Genomic DNA, 17269 nt, shown 5'->3' with positions numbered 1-17269 from the left:
TTCACTCCTCCTCGTATGCATCCCGAAAATCAGCGCCGATTTCGCCGAGGAAGCTCAATTCCGCACTCTGGGCGATTTCACGATGGCGTTTCTGGTATAGCTCCCACAGCTTGGCGCTGCGCCCGCCCGAAAGCAGGGTGCCGATCGCGGAACTCGACTTGAGCTCTTCCTCGATCGCTGCCGGGTCAAAACGGTCAATCATTCGCCGCAACGCGGACTGCACGCCTCGCCAGGCGCGCACGTGATGTTGCGCGAGATCGCGGACCGCGTCGGCGATTGCCGCTTCGCCGGCCAGAAATCCGGGGCTGCGCTCCGCGATTATGGTCACGATGGCGTCGTCGACCGTCGGCAAAAACTTGAGCGGATTGACTTCAGAGGCCCCCACCACCGTCTGGGCGACGCGAGCGTTCCCCTTTTCCTCGGCTCGCTTGCGCAGCAGCTGCATCAGGCCTTCCATCATGAGCCGATACTCGCGACCGAATTTCTCCATTTCCGCGACGCTGTCGCGTCCGGGAAAATCGGCTTCCTCAATGCCCATGCCACGCAAGAACGCGGTGCGAAGCGCCGTGTTCGCCTGTTGCACCGCTGCCGGGGAGGGGGCGGGCGCAACGCCTGCACGTGGCGGAGAAGGGATATCTGGCGCCTGGCCAGGCAAATCCCAGGGATTGGCCGACTGCGGCCTTCTGGCGATGTGTTGGCGTTGACCCGTCGAGCCGGCACCGTTTCTCAAATCGGGCGAGGCGGCCGGCCCGAAACCGAAATCGTCATCGAAATCGGATGACCTTCCTGGAACAGGCTGGCCTGGAGTGGACTGGCCCCGAACGGGCTCGCTTGCACCGGAAGGCGTGGGATCGAGGCTAAATGGGTCTGCGGGGCTTGACGCACCACGTGGTTCGGAAAAGGCAGCGCCTCTTGGCGCGGGCGTCGCTACCGGGTCGAGGCTGAAAGGGTCGTCGAAGGCAGGCGAACTGCGCTGGTTGGCGCGCTCGAACGCTCCTGGAATTGGCTGCTCGAAGGGGTTCGGCAGATCGGCGGGGCGCGGTCGGCGCGGCTCTTCTTCGACCGTGGCTGAAAAGAAATCATCGCGGCTGATGCTTACCGGCGCTCGTGATGCCGGCGGCGACCGTTCCGGGAACGATTGGCTGGCTGCTGGTGCTTGAGCGGCCGGCGTCTGCAGATCGACGCCTACGATGTAGTCGCCCAGCCTCAGCCGCATGCCGTTCTGAAGACGGACCGACGTCCCGGCGCCGAGCGGGCTGTCGGAGTCGTTTATGAACAAGCCGCTGCTTGATGTGTCGGTAACGAAATACCCATCCCGCCCGCCGGTGATCCTGCAATGGGCGCGTGAAACGAACATGTCGGGATCGTCGATCTGCCAGCCCGCGTCCGCGCTACGGCCGATCACCAGTTCACCTTCGTCCAGCCGGGTCTGCCGTACCGCCTGGGTCCGTGGCCCGTGCTCCAGCGTCAGCAGCAGACTCATGCCGCGACCTCCGCCATTTCCGGCCGCCATCCGACGATTGTCCGCAGCCGCATATCGTCAGCATCGCCCCTTTCAGCGGGCCGCGCAAGCCAGCTGGTTCGGCCGAGCTGCACCGCTCCGATACGGGGCTGCGGCACTGCTTCACGCGCGAGCACGATCCGCAGATCGACATCGAGCGATTCCCCAACCATGTCGCGAACGGCCTGTTTGAACATTTTCAGACGTTGACCGCCCGGCAGGAACGTTTTGAACTCCTTATACCCAAGCGGGCCGACGCGGAGTTCGATCCTGCTTTGGCGGCTGAAAACGCGCGGCCCGATCGTCGCCCCGCGACCCAGCACTGCGTAAGCTTGGGCAAGTCGGGTCTGGAGCGACGCCGGTATGGTCATCCAGGTAGCAACGAACTCCTTGATCTGGACCGGGACCTTGAACGCTTCCGCCAGGAACAGCGTCAGCCGCTCCGGACCGTCGACCTGGCTGGCGAGCGACGCGGCTTGGCGAAGCTTCACGGCGTCGAGATCGGGATTGTCGGTGCCGGGAAGTCCGATTCCCGCCATGGCTTCAAGCATGGCCCTTACCCGGCCGCCGACCGCCCGTTCGACCTGTACTGCCGGATGCGCGTCGGCCCAGGCCCGATAGTACAGGGCGATCATGCGGTGCTGGAGAATATTGACGAAGTCCACGAACGTCGTGTCGCTGGTCTGCCGTGCGTCGGCGCCGGTGAACCAGCGCTGCGACAGACGATCGAGCACCCAACGTGTCAAATGAAGCGGCATCGGGCCTTCCGGTCCCATCAGCCCGAGATTTGCAACCGTGACCCGGGCCGGCGTCCCGACCTTCCCCGGCGTCTTGTCCTTCGCTTCGCGGAACGCAACCACGTCCTTGGCGGAAAAGCTAAGACGCACATGCTGCCCGAGCCTTGCCGGCTCGCGATCCGCGGGGCCGGAATAGCCGAATAGCCCGCCCCTGCGTTCGAGCCGGCGCAACAGTTCGAAAAAATCGAATGTATCATCCAGCTCTTCGACCTGGTCCAAGTCGAATTTGTCTAGATCAGGTAGCGATTGCCGGGCGTCATCGGCCATGGCACATCCTCCTGCTTCTGCAGCAGCCGCGTGCGGGTCCGCACAAAGCCGTTTAGTCCGGCGTGACGGGCAAACAGCCGTGCAAGCAAGGCTGAAAGCAGCAATGTGCTTTGCCCTGCCAAAACCGACTGGTCCACATGCAGCGTCACTTCCGTGCCCCGTCCGAAGCACATCGGCCCATCGATCTGCAGCCGTTCGACGACGGACCGCGAGTCGATGCGAACAATCGAGTGCACATTGCGGGCGAGGCTCGGATCTCCCCGGTCGGCATAAAGATCGAGCAGCGCATGCAGCGGATCGACACCGCGGCCTTCCTTGGCAAGGCTGAGAAAGTTGAGCGCCAACTGCGCGACCAGCCGCCAGGCGAGATTGTCGGCGCGGGATTCGCCTTGGGCGCCCGCCGGCAGCGCGGCCGGGATAGCCGGCTGGGGCGGGCGCAACGCACCGATAAGCCGGATCGTTTCGACCGGATCGCCAGTCTCCAGCGTCAAGGTAGGGTTGTCGTCGAGGATCGGCAGGTCCCGGTTGGTGCAAAGCGCCATGATGTCGAGACGCTTCAGCGGCCGGTTCGCCGGACTTCCGACCGGCCGTGAAACCGATAGGAAAACGTCGTCTCCAGTGTATGAGGTGCGGGTCAACCCGTCGCGCCGTTCATCTTCGGTGGCCCGGCGAGGGCGCCGTTCGGTGGAATAAACCCAGCCATTGCTGCGGTTTTGCCCCAGGCTGAAGAGCTCCGGAATTTCGGCGTCGGGGCCCTCGGCGTCGGCGTCCTCGACATGGGTCACCCGATAGATTTCGAAGTCCCGCGCCCGCGTGCGGTCGGCATGCAGCACTTGCCGCGTTCTGCGCGGATCAAGCTCGATGACGTTGCAGTCACGCTCGAACAGGTTGATGATCGGCGTCGCAAAAAGTTCAAAATCCGCCGGCGTCACATCGGCAAGTTCGGGTACCGGACGCCGGAACATGAAGATGATCTCAAGCCCGGCGTCGCATCTGCGCACGACCGACTGCAGTCCTGAAACCCGCACGTAGTGAAAGCGCTCGGGCATCATGAAATATTCGCGCAGCAGGCGATACCCTTCGAATGTCGGACGGGTACGAGGCATCAACGCCTCGTCGTCGCTGATGCCGACCATTTCGGGCCCTGGCAAAGGCGCTAGCGGATTGGCCTTGCCCTCGGCGCGTGCACCTACGGCCGAGCAGGCGCCGAAAATCGCGTCGAACAGCAATGGCGCTTTGGCGCGCCCGGCAAAATAGAAATCAAGCCGGTCGAGCGCCAATTCGTCGAGCTTGCCTTTTCCGGCCCGCCCCAGCGTGATGCGCAGCGCCGCCTCGCCGCCAACGCCGCCGATCGGTGTTATGCCGGCCGCTGCCAACCCGCTGCGATCCTGGAAATAGCTGACCGACGTGATCGTTATCGGCCACAGCGTCATTTCCTGCGCGGTGGTGAATGTGCAGCGCGTCGACAGGCCGGGTTGCAGACTGGACACCAGCCGCGTGTTTCGCTTGACGACATGGCCGGCAATCATCGACTGGACCTGCTGGCCGGGCTTCAGCACTGCCATCGCCGTTGCCGGCGCGGGCGTAACCAGATCGGGATAGAGGACATCCAGGACGCTGCGTGAAAACCGCGAACGCTCGGCATCGACTTTCAACCGGGTGCGCGCGGCGAGGAAAGCGACGCCGTCAAGCAGCCGCTCGACATACGGGTCCGGGCAGGGGACCGTATCGAGCGAAAGATTGCGCGCCACCGCCGGATGCATGTCGGCAAATTCCGCCGCGAGTCCGCGGATATGGGTCAGTTCCTCCTCGTAATATTCTACGAAGACCCGATCCATCTCAGCTTTCCCTAAATTCGGTCCGCGCCAGGCCGTTGTCGAGATTGACCGTGGTGCGCAGGCGCATGCGTTCCGGCGTCGGCGTCATGATCAGCACGGCGTCTATCTCGATCTTAAGGCCCACACTTTTGTCGCCGAGGGTCACCGTTACCTTGGTTGCGCTTTCCTTGAGACGGGGCTCGAACGTGGCAAGGACCGAGCGGATCTCGCGCGCCAGGGACTCGCGATCAAAGTCGCGGGACGAACGGCCCGAAAAGGAAGGCACACCGTAGTTGACCACACTTCGGCGCACCTCCGGAAAATCGGCCAATGATGGCGGATTGTCTGCGGCCTGTTCACTTTCGAAATCGGAGAGAAGCGGAACAGCTTCGAAACGCTCGGTGTTGAACAAGGCCTCGATGTCGCGCCGCACGGCCTCCTTGAGGACGCGGGCGGATACGACCACGCCACGGCTTTCGATCTCCGCGCGGTGTTGGGTCTGAAAGGCCAGGCGCTGCAGACGCCGCTTCTGATCGGGCGTCAGCTCCGCGTCGGTATCGATAAGCCGCGCGCTGCCCGCCAGCAGGGTATCCAGCCGGTCCGCGCCAAGCTCGTCCTGTAATGTCTGGCGCAGCCCGTCTATCTCGGAGGTCACGCCCGGCAGGTCGTTGACGAGGCGGTCCCAAAGAGAGGGCTGGACCGCTTCGCGTTTCGCTCGCGAACTGCCGGTTACCTGTTGCTTGTCCGCGCCGGGCCGCCGCACCTCACTTGCCGACATAGACATCCATTTCGATTTCGTCATCCTTGTCATAGACGAACTTGATCTTCTTGTAGGCGAAGCTGACCTCCTCCTCGATCAGGTCCGCTTCATCTTCGGCCTGTTGCATGTCGTATTCCATTATGGAAGCGTCGGTCAGGGTAACGACCAGGTAATCGCTGGTCTCTCCATCGATAGTCCGGCGGGCGGAGAACACAACTTCGTCCAGCGCCTTGTTGTCGAACAGCGCTTTTTTCAGATAGGGCGAGGACTTGTCATAGTGCTTGGTGAACTTGATCATCCCCAGGGACACACGACCGCGGCGTGAGAGCGAATTAGGATCGTACGGCGCGATTATCTTGTAATCGACCCCATGCACTTCGATTTCATCTTCATGGCCGTCTCGAACGCTTGGACCTTTGATATCCGGAACCTTTAGAAAACCATCAATTTTCACTGGCATTGTCTTTCTCCACCGCTTTCAAACAGAACAAGGTGTGTTGCTGCGAATCAAGTCTTTACGGACGGGAGTTCCGACACCAGTCGGAGCGAAGCGTTGATGCCCTCCAACTGGTAATGCGGACGCAGATAGAAGCGAGCATTGTAGTAGCCCGGCCGTCCTTCCACGCTGTCGACCTGGACCTCGGCCGCAGCAAGCGGGCGCTTGGCGCGCGCCTTGTCGTCGGCAAAGGCCGGGTTGGCCAGCACGTATCGGTTGATCCACTCGGTCAACCAGATCTGCATGTCCGACCGCTCCTTGAACGACCCTATCTTGTCGCGCGCAATGGCTTTGAGGTAATGCGCAAAGCGCGAAACCGGGAAAAGATAGGGCAGGTTGGCACTCAGCCGCTCGTTCGACTGTGCGTCGGGATCGACCAGCCGGCCGGCACGTGTCTCGTCATCCTGCAGCGAATGCGCGCCGATGAAAGCCGCTAGATCGGTATTTTTCCTGTGCAGGATGGGCATCAGGCCGAGCTTGGCCAGTTCTGCCTCGCGCCGGTCGTCGATGGCGACTTCCGTAGGACATTTCATCGCCACCGATCCGTCATCGGTGGGGAAGCTGTGCACCGGCAGGTTGATGACCGTGCCGCCATTCTCGACGCCGCGGATCTGTGTGCCCCAGCCATAAAGCTTGTGGCTGCGGTTTATGTTCACGCCCATCGGGAAGGCGGCGTTCATCCAGACATACTTGTTGTGGTCGCCGTGGACCTCTTCCTCGAAGGTGAAACCCTTCACCGGAACAGTCTCCGAGCCATACGGCAGTCGTGCCAGGACACGGGGCATGGTCAAGCCGATATAACGCGCATCCTCGCTCTCGCGCAGCGATTGCCACGAGGCATAGGCCGGGTTGGAGACGATCATCTGCAGGTCCTGCGGGTTCGGCAGTTCCTGCCAGCTGTCCATGCGGAACAGGCGTGGCGACGCGGCCGCGATGAACGGCGTGTGCGCGGAGGCGCAAATGCCCGAGATGTTGCGCAACAAGCCGACGTCACGCGGATGGTTAGAGAATTCGTAGGCGCCGATCAGACAGCCAATCGGCTCGCCGCCCAGCATCGAATACTCGTCCGTATAGACCTTCTTGAAGATCGGGCTCTGATCCCACATCTGGCCTTCATAGTCTTCAAGCGTGTCGGCGAGCTGCTCCTTGGAAATGTTCATCACCCGGATCTTCAGCTTCTGATCCGTTTCGGTGTTGTTGACGAGATACCAGAGCCCGCGCCATGTGCCTTCCATTTCGCGCACTTCCGGAGCGTGCAGGATCTCGTTGACCTGTTCCGACAGCATCTTGTCGATGCCTGCGATCAGCGACTTGATCGACTTGATCGCGTTGGACGAGATGGTGGTGGTATCGGAACGGGACTGTGCCGCCAGCGCGAGATTGCGAACGAGTTGCTGCAGCTTCTCGCTGTCGTCCTTCTTGACCTTGAAATCCTTCTCGAGGAGCCCGCTGAATTCTCCGAGATCGATGGCCTCCGCCTCGGCGGCGACGGCTGCGGTTTTTTGCTGTTCGGCCATGATTTACACCTCAACCTTGTCTTCGTCGGCCAGTGCCTGGCTGGCGATCTTGCCAAGAAGCGGCTCGTTGTTCAGAAGTTGCGCGATGCGCTTTTCGGCGTCGACACGGCCATCCATGAAGCCGAGCAGCTCCTCGAGCTGGCGACGCATCTTGAGGATCTCGGCCAGTTGCGGAACTTGCTCGGCGATCTTGTCCGGCGCGAAATCGCCCATTTTGGTGAAGGTAAGATCGAGTGCCAGCTCTTCCTCCCGCTCGGCGCCCTCAGCCTGAGGCAGCGTATTCTTCACGCGGGCTTTGACGCGCGGCCCAAGCGCCTCCATGAAACGGGGGAAGCGGTTGGCGTCGGTTTCGACAAAGGAGCGGTCCAGTACCGACTTCATCGCTTCCCTGGTCTGTGAAGCGCCGGAAAGATCGGCCATCACCCCCATGACGAACGGCAATTCGATCGTCGTTGGGCTGCCATAGGTTTCCACGTCATAGGCGATCTGCACGCGCGGCGCGCGGTTCCGTTCGATGACTTTCGCTTTGCTTTCAGCTGCCATGGCTCGTTACCTTTCATCCTTCTGGGCCGCCTTCTTGGCATCGGGAACGCCGGCAAGAAGCCGGAATTCCTTCAGCCCCGACGGGGCGAGATCTTCCATCAGTTCAACGAAATCCATATGCACCATCCGGCGTACGCGGCGGGCGAGGTGCGGGATCGGGCTCGACGGTTCGGTGCGGTCATAGAAGGCGACGACGAGGTCGAGGCATTTCACGACGTCGTCGCGCGAGGAAATCCGATCAGGGAGCCCCGTGCTCGGTTCCGCGTAACTTGCCATACTTGCCATCGTATCGGCTCCATTACCGTTTCGAACAGGCGTTGCTGGTTCTGCAGGCGCGGAAACAGGCTTTGCGGCGCCATTCGCGGTGACGCCGGCGGCCGAGTTTCGTTCGAGGGTCGTCAGCAAACGCTGCAGAAACCGCTTTAATTCCGGAACGGTGGCGCCGCTGCCCTCGATGCGGGCATTGAGTGCGGTCTCCACCGCCTCGAGGGCCGCGATCGCGGCGCGCGCATCGGCAAAGAGCGACGTCATCTCCGCGCCGGCCTGATCGATCTGTGCGACGCATGCGCTGCGCACCCGGTTCACCAATTGGCTGTGCGCGCTCGCCAGAGCCGCCTTTTCGGTCGCGTTCAGTCCCGAGGCCGCTTCCTGAAGCATGACACGCTCGTCGAGCGCGCCCTTCTCCAGATCCTCGCCGAGAATCGGGCCGATTGCACGCGGCGCGAACAACGTCATTTTCCGCAAATCCTTGAGCAGGCCATCCTGACTGTTCTGGAGGTCAGTCAGCGCATTGATGCGGCGCAGCGCGGCGTCGCGCGGCGTAGCACCGGACCGCAGGGCCGGGTGCATGGTTGCCCAGTGCTGATCGAAGGTCTGCGCTATGAGGGTCAGGCCCTCAGCTAGCCCGGCCAGCCGATACTCGTTGGCCAGAGCACGCGTAACGATGACGAGGAGGCGCAGGTCCCGGCCGTGTGGACGCAGCTCTTCGGCCTTGGTGAGCACGGTGGACCAGTCGATCGGAACGGCAACTTCTAACTTGGCGTTCCCTTGATACTCGACCTTTTTCTGCTGTTCCGTCAGACGCTCCAGCTCATGAAAGGCTGGATCGTTGCGCAAATCCTCCCCTGACGGATTTTCACCGTCCAGCGGATTCAGCCAGAGTGCGAGATCAATCACACCATCCCCCAGCGAGCGGCTCCTGGGCCGTGCGTGACCCAACGTTACCACACCGCGACACTTTACCACAATTTAGTTGCTGCTCAATCTTAATGGAAGCTTGCAGAGCGGGGCCTGAGCTCGAAATCGCTGGCGCAATTGTCGAACCCTATATGTGAAGGCACCGCAAAGAGCTGCGCACTCCACGGCTTGTAGCCGATGGCGTCGGCTTTGCTGTCAGGGGGAAATCGACTGGTTCGAACACCCAGACGCCCCGTCGATAACGCTCTTTGTCAAGTCGCTGCTTATGTGGCAGTTTATTGCCTGGCAGATTGGAGGAGCAAGTTCGATGGAACAGCGCCGGTCGTCGCAGAGCTTTAAACGCAAGGAATTGGTCGGCAAGCTCAACCCCGTCTGTTTGCGTGCCTTCAAGGCTGCAGCCGACACCGCCAAACTGCGCGGCAATCCATATGTCGAGCTCGTTCACTTCATCGAACAACTGGTGCTTTCCGAGCGCTCGGATGTGCAACTGATACTGGCAGACGCCGGGGTGGATGCGAGCCGGCTCACGGCCGATATGACCCGCGCCGTCGACAAGCTGCCTTATGGCGCCACTTCGATCGAAGAATTTTCCGATCACATCTTTCACGCCATCCAGGAAGCCTGGAGCCTGGCGGGGCTGGAATTCAGCGTCGAGGAAGTTCGCAGTGCGCATATTCTGCTTGCCTGCCTGAAGACGCCGGTGCTGGAAGGCCTGCTGTCGAAGATAAGCGGTGAATTCGACAAGATCGATGCGCAGGCCGTCATTGCGCGGTTCGCAGATATCATGGAGGGTTCACTCGAAGCCGGCGCCTCGACTGAGGTTCCCGCCTCCGAAACACCGCGGCGGGCTGCCGGCGGGGATTCGGCGCTGGCGAAGTATGCGACCGACCTGACCCAGCGCGCCCGCGACGGCAAGATCGATCCTGTCGTCGGGCGCGATCCGGAGATCAGGCAGATCGTCGATATCCTGATGCGACGCCGGCAAAACAACCCGATCCTGACCGGCGAGGCCGGGGTCGGCAAAACCGCGGTCGTCGAGGGCTTTGCCTTGCGCATCGCCGAGGGCGACGTGCCGCCGACGCTGCAGGGCGTCAGCGTGCGCATGCTCGATGTCGGCTTGATGCAGGCGGGCGCCAGCGTAAAGGGTGAATTCGAAAAACGGCTGAAGGCGGTCATTGACGAGGTTCAATCCTCCGAAACGCCGGTCATCCTCTTCATCGACGAAGCTCACACCTTGATCGGCGCCGGCGGCGCGGCAGGAACCGGTGATGCGGCCAATCTGCTGAAGCCGGCGCTGGCGCGGGGTGAGCTTCGCACGATCGCAGCAACGACCTGGGCCGAATACAAGCAGCACATCGAGAAGGACCCGGCGCTTACCCGTCGCTTCCAGGTCGTCAAGATAGATGAGCCGTCGGAAGCGGTGGCCGTTCTCATGCTGCGCGGTGTCGCCGGTGTCCTCGAGCAGCACCACAAGGTGCAGATCCTCGATGAGGCGATCGAGGCAGCGGTCAGCCTGTCCCACCGCTACATCCCGGCGCGGCAACTGCCCGACAAGGCCGTGAGCCTTCTCGACACCGCCTGCGCCCGTGTCGCCATTTCGCAGCATGCCACCCCTGCCGAGGTGGAGGACATTATGCGCCGCCGCCAGGCGCTTGAGGTCGAGCGCGGCATCATCGGCCGCGAGGCAGCGATCGGCATCGACGTGGCCGACCGGCAGGGGCGGGTCGAAACAGGGCTCGCCGAGACCGAACTTACACTTACTGCCGCGCAGGAACGTTGGGATCGGGAAAAGGCGCTGGTTGGCGAGATACTGGAATTGCGCGCCAGGCTGCGCGGCGAGGGTGTGCCGCTCGATGCAGTGGAGACTCCGCAGGCGGTCGCCGAAACGGCAAGTGCGGATGCGCCCGAGATCGAAACGCCCGAGATCGAAACGCCTGAAACCGATGCGGATGCAAACGCCACTGCCGATCCTTCTCCACCCGATCCGGCTGCCGATCTCGCGCGGCTGCGGGAGCTGATGGCCGAACTCGCAGAAGCGCAGGGCGAGACGCCGCTGATCCTGCCGTCGGTCGACCGCAATGCCGTGGCTGCCGTGGTGCAGGACTGGACCGGCATCCCGACTGGCCGGATGCTGTCGAGCCAGACCGAAAAGGCGCTGCGGCTCGCCGCCACCCTGTCCGAGCGCGTGGTCGGTCAGGATCACGCCATGGAGATGATTGCCAAGCGCGTGCAGACCAGCCGGGCCGGGCTCGGCGCGCCCGAAAAGCCAGTGGGGGTTTTTCTGCTCTGCGGTCCCTCGGGCGTCGGCAAGACCGAAACCGCCCTGGCCCTGGCCGAGACGCTCTATGGCGGCGAGCAGAACCTCATTTCGATCAATATGTCCGAGTTCCAGGAGGCGCACACGGTCTCTACCTTGAAGGGCGCGCCACCCGGATATGTCGGCTACGGCAAGGGCGGCATCCTGACCGAGGCGGTCCGGCGCAAGCCCTATTCGGTGATCCTGCTTGACGAGGTCGAGAAAGCGCATCCCGACGTGCATGAAATCTTCTTCCAGGTCTTCGACAAGGGAATGATGGACGACAGTGAAGGCCGGCGGATCGATTTCAAAAATACGCTGATCCTGCTCACCTCGAACGTTGGCTCCGAAGTCATCATGGACCGGACCAGCAGCGGCACGGTACGGGCGGGGCTCGACGATCTCGACACGGCCTTGCGAGGCCCGCTGTTGAAGGTTTTCCCCGCGGCCTTCCTTGGCCGGGTGGTAACCATCCCGTACTACCCGCTCTCGGACACGATGATCGAAGCGATCACCCGCCATCAGTTCGCCAAGATCGCCCGCCGGCTGCGTTCAAGCAACGATGCCGAGCTGGTGATCGGTGACGGCGTCATGGATCTGGTCAAGGCCCGCTGCACCGAGATCGAATCCGGCGGGCGGATGATCGACGCCATTTTGACAAACACGCTTCTGCCGGAATTGAGCCGTGGCGTGCTGAACCGGTCGCTCGAGGGCGAAAAGATGACGAAAGTGATTGTCGGAGCCTCCGAAGGAGGATTCACCTATTCCTTCGAATAGCCCAGCAGCAATTCTATAGTTTGTGGTCAAAATCTGCATCAACGGGGGCATCCACACATGAAGCTTGGTACCGGAGCCGTAGGACCGCTCAGGGGCCGAGTACGGACCGTCCGCAATCAGCGCGGAACTGTCAGAAAGCGGAAATAGCGACAGCAGCAGATCGCTCACCTGTCCCAACAAACGACACGCGGTGAGACGGGCGGCACGCCAAACGTGCTGTCAGGGTTGGGCGGAACGCCGCAGAGCGGCGTCCCGTGGCTTCGTTGACAAGTCTAGTTCTTGACCACGTCTTCCAGAAAGAACCGGCCCAGCGGATTCTGGTAGAAGTTCTCGATGTTATTACGCGAGACGTTGATGAACGGGCTGTAGTACAGATCGATCCAGTTGACGTCCTCTTTGGCCATCTTCTGCAGATCGGTGTACATTTGCTCGCGCTTGGCCGGATCCATCTCGATGCGCGCCGCCGCGACCAGCTCCTTGACCTTCTCGTTGTTGTAGCGGGTCATGTAATTCATGTTCGCGTCGTGGCCGAGAACGAAGGTGGTCTTCTGGTCTGGGTCGAGGATGTCGTTGGTCCAGTAGTTGACACAGACGTCATAGTCGCCGGCCACCAGCATGTCCCATTCCTGGCTCGGGTCGACCTTCTGGATTTGGACGGTGACTCCGGCTTTGGCGAGCTGCTGCTGCAGCAGCACGGCGGTCTGCTCGACGATCTCGTCGCCGGCCCGCACGACGTAGTTGAGCGTCAGGTCCGAGGCCCCGGCGTCGGCCAGCATCTGCTTGGCCTTTTCCGGATCGTAGGGCCGCTTGAGATTGTCGGCGTAATAATAGAGCGCGCCCTTCGGGACGTAGGAGTTTGCGACCTCGCCGTAGCCGAACGTCACCGTGTCGACCACAGCCTGCTCGTCGATGGCCATGTCGAGGGCCTGCCGCACCTCCTTCTTCGCCAGCGCGCCATGCTCGTGGTTAATCAGCAGGTGATCCTCGCGGGTCGACGGGTCGAGATGGACGGTGAGGTTGGAATCCTTCTGCAGTTCGGCGACGCGTGAGAACGGCACAAAGATCGCGGTGTCGAGCTGGCCGGCCTGCACGTTCAGCATGCGGGTGTTATCGTCCGGCACGGAGATCCACTCGACGCCGTCGAGGCTGACACGATCGGCCTCCCAGAAATGCGGGTTTTTCGCCAGGATGACACGGTCGCCGCGCCTCCATTCCGTGATGGTAAAGGCGCCAGAGCCGATGGGTGTTTCGGCATATTTCTCCGGACCGAGCGTCTCGAAGCCCTTCTTGGAAAGAACCGAGGCGATCGGGAAGGCCAGCGTCGCCAGGAACGGCGCGGTCGCCTGCTTGAGTTTGATCGTGACGGTCTTTGGATCGGTTGCCTCGACCGCATCCATCACCTTGAAAGGATCCGCCCACAGCGAGCCCTCGTCATCCCTGATGCGGGTGAGGCTGAACACCACGTCGTCGGCCGTCAGGTCGGAGCCGTCCGAGAACTTCGCGTCGCGCAGCTTGAGCGTATAGGTGAGGCCGTCCGGACTGACCTCCCAACTCTCGGCGAGACCGGGCTCCAGCTTGGTGCCCGTCTTGTCGACGCGGATCAGCACGTCGTAGACGTTGGCGAACACCCACAGGTCGATGTTCTGGGCGGTCTTGATCGGATCGAAGGTGGTCGAGTCTTCGCGCCGGCCAATCGTGAGTACGCCGGCTGCTTCTGCCAGCGTCGCCCCCAGGGACAGGCTGGTCATAACGGTGACCAAGCCGATGCGCATCCATTTGCTTCTTAACATCGGTATTCCCCTTCTGGTTTGCCTTTGGTTTCAGTTTGCGACCCCGTCGGCCTGCGGGGTCGCCATCTTCGAGGGAGCAAGCAGCGGCTTGTCCGGATCGATATGCGGAACGGCGGCAATCAGCGCGGCGGTGTAGGCATGCTTCGGCCGGGAGAACACTTCCTCCGACCGACCTTCCTCGACGACCACGCCGCGGTGCATCACCACAACACGCTGGCAGAGATTGCGAACGATTGCGAGATCGTGGGCGATAAATAGCAGCGTGAGCGACATACGTTCCACCAGTTCGCGGAACAACTCCACGATCTGCGCCTGGATAGTGACGTCGAGGGCGGCCACGCACTCGTCCGCAATGATAAGTTTCGGGTCGACGGCGAGCGCGCGAGCTATGCCGGCCCGCTGGCATTGGCCGCCGCTCATCGAGCGCGGCTTGCGGTCGAGGAACGCGCGCCCCAAGCCGACCAGGTCGAGCAGTTCGCCGCAGCGTGCCGGAATTTGCGCGGTCTCGATCTTGCCCTGTACCCGCAGGACCTCCGCCAGCATCTTGCCAACGGTAAGATGAGGATTGAGCGCGTTGTAGGGGTCCTGGAAAACCATGGCGGTTTGACGTCGCAGCATGCCGAGGACTGCGCGGCCCGATGCGATGTCCGCACCATCGAACCGTATCGTGCCTGACGAGACCGGCGTAAGTCCAAGGACGGCGCGCGCCAGAGTGCTCTTGCCGCTTCCGGATTCTCCGACAATGCCGACCGTTTCGCCCGGCATGACACGGAGTGTGACCCCATTGACTGCATCAACCGCGCCTCGCCGGAACAGGCCGCCCGTGGCGAAGCGCACGTGCAGCTTCTCGATATCGACCACCGGCACCGCTCCGGGTGCCCGGAGCTTCTCAGCCTTTGCCGGCATGTCCTCCTCCGGCAGCGAGGGATGACTGGCGATCAGCGAACGGGTGTAGGCATGCGCCGGCGCCGCAAGCAGACCGCGCTTCTCTCCAATCTCCACCAGTCGACCTTGCCACATCACCGCGATGCGGTCGCAGACTTGGGCGACGATGCCGAGATCGTGGGTGACCAGGATCACCGAGAGTCCACGCCTGGCGCGGATGTCCATCAGAAGCCGCAGGATCTGCGCCTGTATCGTCACGTCGAGTGCCGTCGTCGGCTCGTCGGCGATCAGGATCCTGGGATTGCTCGATAGCGCCGCGCCGATCATGGCGCGCTGGCGCATGCCGCCGGAGAATTCATGCGGGTAGCTATCGTATTGCCGAGCCGGATCCGGAAACCCGACCTGGGCGAGGATATCCACCGCCGCGGCGCGCGCCGCCTTGGCGTCCAGCCGCTGGTGAAAGCGGATGCCCTCGGTGATCTGGTCGCCGATCCTCATGACCGGGTCGAGATGGCTGCTCGGATTCTGAAAGATCATGCCGATTTCACCGCCGCGCACCGCGAGCATCTCGGCTTCCGGCGCGGTCGTCAGCTCACGCCCGGAAAGTGTGATCGAGCCACCGCTGATCCTGAGCCGGCTCGATGGCAGCAGCCTGACGAGTGAGCGGCAGAGCAGGCTCTTGCCCGACCCGCTCTCGCCGACCAGCCCGAGGACTTCTCCCGGGGCGAGATCGAGCGACACGGCATCAAGCAGGGTACGCTCCCCGCCGTCACCGTCATGGACGACCGTCAGGTCGGTGACCTTGAGCAGCGCCGCGATCACTCGTGAACCCCGAACAAATCGGCCAGCCCGTCGCCGATCATGCTAAAGGCGAAGGCGAGCGTCACGATCGCGAGCCCCGGGAACAGTGTAATCCACCACGCGGTGGTGACGAAGGCTTGGCCTTCCGCCACCATCACGCCCCACTCCGCGACTGGCGGCTGCACGCCCAGCCCGAGATAGCTAATGGCCGAGCCATTCAGCAGGACGAGGACCGCGTCGGACATCGCGAAGACGACCGAGCCGGCAGCGGCATTGGGCAGGAGGTGACGGAACATGATGCGCATGCGGCTGAAGCCAAGGCTGACCGCCGCAACCGCGTAGTCGTGGTTCTTGAGCACGAGCATCTGGGCGCGGATGAGCCGCGCGTAGGAAACCCAGCCGACGAGGGCCATGGCGATGTAAAAACTGGCCAGGCCCGGCCCCAGGATCGCAATGATCGACAGCATCAATACCAGGAACGGGAAGGCCAGGATGATGTCCACCAGCCGCATGAAGATGGCGTCGACTATCCCGCCGAAGAAACCGGCTACCGTGCCCAACGTGGTGCCGATGAGAAAGGGAAAGATAACGCCGATGACGGCGATCTTGAGGTCGATGCGCGTGCCCCAGATGACGCGCGAGAGGATGTCGCGGCCGAAATTGTCGGTCCCGAACGGGTGCAGCCAGGACGGCCCCTGGAGCCGTGCTGTCGCGTCCTGGGTGATCGGATCGTAGGGCGCGATCAGCGGCGCGCCGAGCGCGAGGACGACGAACGCCCCAAGCAGGAAGGCGCCGGCCGCCAGCGTACCGCGGCGGCGAAAGCGGCCCTTCCGGCCGAGCGCGGGCGCGACCAAGGGCTCGCTCACAGCTTCACCCTCGGATCGAGAGCCACCGTGACGATGTCAGCCAGGAAGTTGATCAGCACGGTGGCGCAGGCGAAGACCATCGCCACGCCCTGCACGACCATGTAGTCGCGCGAGAAGATGGCGCGCACCAGCAGCTGGCCCATGCCGGGCAGCGCGAAGACGGTCTCCACCACGACGGTGCCGCCGATCAGCCAACCGATGTTTACGGCGAGAAGGTTGACGGTCGGCACCAACGAATTTGGCAGCACGTGGCGCCAGAACACGATGCTCTCCGGCATGCCGCGCGCGCGCGCGGCAGTCGCCACGTCGGACCTCAAGCCTTCGACCATCGCCGCACGCAAGCTGCGCGCCAGAACGGTCGACAGCGACAGCGAGACAGTGAGGCTCGGCAGCACGAGATGTGCAAGCTTTTCAGAAAGCGTGTTGCCGTAACCGGACACCGGGAGAATGGCGAGTTCGACGCTGAACAGGATGATCAGCATCAGGCCGAGCCAGAAGGGCGGGAAGCCGATGCCGAAGGTGGAAACGATGCGGATAACTTGGTCCGCCAGCCTGCCCTGATTGCGCGCCGCGATCGCCGCCACCGGCACGGCGATCAATACCGACAGCACAACGCTGCAAAGCACCAGCGTCAGAGTGGGCTCGATGCGCGTGGCGATCAGCTTCAGCACATCGATCTTGTAGAGGATCGAGCGCCCCATCTCGCCGTCCGCGAGGTTGCGCAGGAAGTAGAAATACTGGGCGAGCATGGACTCATCGAGGCCGTACTGCGCGCGGATGCGGGCGATCGCTTCGGGGGTGGCGCGGGTGCCGAGCAGAACGCGAGCGGGGTCGCCGGGGATCAGCCGGACAAGGATGAACGTGATCACGCTGATGCCGAACAGCACCGGTAGGAACTGAAGCGGACGGTATAGAACGAACTTATAGCGGTGCATGGCCCTGAGGTGTTTCCCCGTCCG

General features: G+C 62.6%; 13 protein-coding genes. 1 reads left to right on the top strand and 12 read right to left on the bottom strand.

Going from position 1 to position 17269, the window contains the following annotated elements; translation table 11 throughout:
* Position 1: 1 nt before the first annotated feature.
* Genes tagH through tssA form a run of 8 tightly spaced genes read right to left on the bottom strand, consistent with a single transcriptional unit; the run spans position 2 to position 8874 of the window.
* Positions 2-1483 (bottom strand): type VI secretion system-associated FHA domain protein TagH, encoded by a 1482-nt coding sequence (gene tagH, locus CIT31_RS18385; protein ID WP_095519937.1) that lies wholly within the window; start codon positions 1481-1483, stop codon positions 2-4.
* On the bottom strand, positions 1480-2565 hold the full coding sequence (gene tssG, locus CIT31_RS18380; RefSeq protein ID WP_095519762.1) for a type VI secretion system baseplate subunit TssG: 1086 nt from the start codon (positions 2563-2565) through the stop codon (positions 1480-1482). The genes tagH and tssG overlap by 4 nt, the downstream gene beginning before the upstream one ends.
* Positions 2529-4403, bottom strand: coding sequence for a type VI secretion system baseplate subunit TssF (tssF, locus tag CIT31_RS18375; RefSeq protein WP_095519761.1), 1875 nt, complete (start codon positions 4401-4403; stop codon positions 2529-2531). The genes tssG and tssF overlap by 37 nt, the downstream gene beginning before the upstream one ends.
* A gap of 1 nt (position 4404) precedes the next feature.
* Positions 4405-5160 (bottom strand): type VI secretion system baseplate subunit TssE, encoded by a 756-nt coding sequence (gene tssE, locus CIT31_RS18370; RefSeq protein WP_095519760.1) that lies wholly within the window; start codon positions 5158-5160, stop codon positions 4405-4407.
* Positions 5147-5602 (bottom strand): Hcp family type VI secretion system effector, encoded by a 456-nt coding sequence (locus tag CIT31_RS18365; protein ID WP_095519759.1) that lies wholly within the window; start codon positions 5600-5602, stop codon positions 5147-5149. The genes tssE and CIT31_RS18365 overlap by 14 nt, the downstream gene beginning before the upstream one ends.
* Positions 5603-5649: 47 nt before the next feature.
* Positions 5650-7155 (bottom strand): type VI secretion system contractile sheath large subunit, encoded by a 1506-nt coding sequence (tssC, locus tag CIT31_RS18360; protein WP_095519758.1) that lies wholly within the window; start codon positions 7153-7155, stop codon positions 5650-5652.
* 3 nt (positions 7156-7158) lie between these two features.
* On the bottom strand, positions 7159-7698 hold the full coding sequence (gene tssB / locus CIT31_RS18355; RefSeq protein WP_095519757.1) for a type VI secretion system contractile sheath small subunit: 540 nt from the start codon (positions 7696-7698) through the stop codon (positions 7159-7161).
* Between the two features lie 6 nt (positions 7699-7704).
* Positions 7705-8874: a type VI secretion system protein TssA gene (gene tssA, locus CIT31_RS18350; protein ID WP_095519756.1), complete on the bottom strand. Its 1170-nt coding sequence runs from the start codon at positions 8872-8874 to the stop codon at positions 7705-7707.
* A 328-nt stretch (positions 8875-9202) separates the two neighbouring features.
* Between tssA and tssH the strand changes: the two genes are divergently transcribed.
* Positions 9203-11968, top strand: coding sequence for a type VI secretion system ATPase TssH (gene tssH / locus CIT31_RS18345; protein WP_095519755.1), 2766 nt, complete (start codon positions 9203-9205; stop codon positions 11966-11968).
* Between the two features lie 272 nt (positions 11969-12240).
* On the opposite strand, the gene CIT31_RS18340 is transcribed toward tssH, so the two are convergent.
* Genes CIT31_RS18340 through CIT31_RS18325 form a run of 4 tightly spaced genes read right to left on the bottom strand, consistent with a single transcriptional unit; the run spans position 12241 to position 17245 of the window.
* Positions 12241-13740, bottom strand: coding sequence for an ABC transporter substrate-binding protein (locus tag CIT31_RS18340; RefSeq protein WP_095519754.1), 1500 nt, complete (start codon positions 13738-13740; stop codon positions 12241-12243).
* 48 nt (positions 13741-13788) lie between these two features.
* Positions 13789-15465: a dipeptide ABC transporter ATP-binding protein gene (locus CIT31_RS18335; RefSeq protein ID WP_065010341.1), complete on the bottom strand. Its 1677-nt coding sequence runs from the start codon at positions 15463-15465 to the stop codon at positions 13789-13791.
* On the bottom strand, positions 15462-16310 hold the full coding sequence (locus CIT31_RS18330; protein WP_095519753.1) for an ABC transporter permease: 849 nt from the start codon (positions 16308-16310) through the stop codon (positions 15462-15464). The genes CIT31_RS18335 and CIT31_RS18330 overlap by 4 nt, the downstream gene beginning before the upstream one ends.
* Positions 16307-17245: an ABC transporter permease gene (locus CIT31_RS18325; protein WP_065010343.1), complete on the bottom strand. Its 939-nt coding sequence runs from the start codon at positions 17243-17245 to the stop codon at positions 16307-16309. The genes CIT31_RS18330 and CIT31_RS18325 overlap by 4 nt, the downstream gene beginning before the upstream one ends.
* Between the last annotated feature and the right edge of the window lie 24 nt (positions 17246-17269).

Origin of the sequence: Mesorhizobium wenxiniae (assembly GCF_002284535.1) — a bacterium.
GTDB lineage: Bacteria > Pseudomonadota > Alphaproteobacteria > Rhizobiales > Rhizobiaceae > Mesorhizobium > Mesorhizobium wenxiniae.
This window is presented reverse-complemented; position numbering and strand designations above follow the sequence as displayed.

Bases quoted from the DNA above. Each gene is read 5' to 3' on its own strand.
- tssH (WP_095519755.1), top strand. From the start codon at position 9,203: ATGGAACAGCGCCGGTCGTCGCAGAGCTTTAAACGCAAGGAATTGGTC.
- tssF (WP_095519761.1), bottom strand. From the start codon at position 4,403: ATGGATCGGGTCTTCGTAGAATATTACGAGGAGGAACTGACCCATATC.
- tssG (WP_095519762.1), bottom strand. From the start codon at position 2,565: ATGGCCGATGACGCCCGGCAATCGCTACCTGATCTAGACAAATTCGAC.
- CIT31_RS18365 (WP_095519759.1), bottom strand. From the start codon at position 5,602: ATGCCAGTGAAAATTGATGGTTTTCTAAAGGTTCCGGATATCAAAGGT.
- tagH (WP_095519937.1), bottom strand. From the start codon at position 1,483: ATGAGTCTGCTGCTGACGCTGGAGCACGGGCCACGGACCCAGGCGGTA.
- CIT31_RS18340 (WP_095519754.1), bottom strand. From the start codon at position 13,740: ATGCGCATCGGCTTGGTCACCGTTATGACCAGCCTGTCCCTGGGGGCG.
- tssC (WP_095519758.1), bottom strand. From the start codon at position 7,155: ATGGCCGAACAGCAAAAAACCGCAGCCGTCGCCGCCGAGGCGGAGGCC.
- tssB (WP_095519757.1), bottom strand. From the start codon at position 7,698: ATGGCAGCTGAAAGCAAAGCGAAAGTCATCGAACGGAACCGCGCGCCG.
- CIT31_RS18325 (WP_065010343.1), bottom strand. From the start codon at position 17,245: ATGCACCGCTATAAGTTCGTTCTATACCGTCCGCTTCAGTTCCTACCG.
- tssE (WP_095519760.1), bottom strand. From the start codon at position 5,160: ATGTCGGCAAGTGAGGTGCGGCGGCCCGGCGCGGACAAGCAACAGGTA.